Source organism: Methylobacterium sp. BE186, assembly GCF_031457035.1.
Lineage (GTDB): Bacteria > Pseudomonadota > Alphaproteobacteria > Rhizobiales > Beijerinckiaceae > Methylobacterium > Methylobacterium segetis.
In genome coordinates this window covers 1-1,022 of record NZ_JAVDVV010000077.1, presented here as the reverse complement: position 1 = coordinate 1,022, position 1,022 = coordinate 1, and the positions used below count along the sequence as shown (strand labels likewise).

The 1,022-nt window shown below is 69.1% G+C and carries 1 protein-coding gene; it reads left to right on the top strand.

The window, feature by feature from the left end; genetic code table 11:
* On the top strand, window positions 1-1,022 hold a 1,022-nt coding region (locus J2X36_RS26800; RefSeq protein WP_310355265.1), incomplete at both ends, for an IS256 family transposase.

The following is a 1,022-nucleotide window of genomic DNA, read 5'->3' as shown; positions in this document are numbered from 1 at the left end:
CTGGCCGAGCGGGCGCTCAACGCCGAGATGGACCACCATCTGGCGGGCGAGGACGCCGGCAACAGCCGCAACGGCTATGGCCGCAAGACCGTGACTACTGAGACCGGCCGGATCGAGCTGGCGATCCCGCGTGATCGGCAGGCGACGTTCGACCCGCAGTTGATCGCCCGCTATCAGCGCCGCTTTCCGGGCTTCGACGACAAGATCGTGTCGCTGTATGCCCGCGGCATGAGTACCCGGGAGATCGTCGGGCACCTGCGCGAGCTGTACGGGATCGAGGTCTCGCCCGACCTGATCAGCGCGGTGACCGACGCGGTGCTGGAGGAGGTCGCCGCCTGGCAGGCCCGGCCGCTGGAGCCGGCCTACCCGATCGTGTTCTTCGACGCCCTGCGGATCAAGGTGCGCGACGAGGGCCTGGTGCGCAACAAGGCCGTCCACATCGCGCTGGGCGTGCGCGCCGACGGCTCCAAGGAGATCCTCGGCCTGTGGCTGGAGCAGAGCGAGGGCGCCAAGTTCTGGCTGCGGGTCATGAACGAGCTCAGGAACCGCGGTGTCGAGGACGTGCTCGTGGCCGTGGTCGACGGGCTGAAGGGCTTCCCCGACGCGATCCGGTCGGTGTTTCCGGAGGCGACGGTCCAGACCTGCATCGTCCACCTCCTGCGCCACAGCCTCGACTTCGTCTCCTACAAGGACCGTAAGCTCGTGGCGGCCGCGCTGAAGGACATCTACCGCGCACTCGACGCCACGGCCGGCGAGGCGGCGCTGTCCGCCTTCGAGGCGGGCGAGTGGGGCCGGCGCTATCCGGCCATCGCCCAGAGCTGGCGCCGGGCCTGGAGCGAGGTGGTGCCGTTCTACGCGTTCCCCGGCGAGGTGCGCCGGATCCTCTACACCACAAATGCCATCGAGGCTCTGAACGCCACGCTGCGCCGGGCTGTGCGCGCCCGGGGGCACTTCCCGACCGACGAGGCTGCGCTGAAGCTGCTCTACCTCGTCTTGAACCGCTCCGAGAAGGCGTGGAAGAT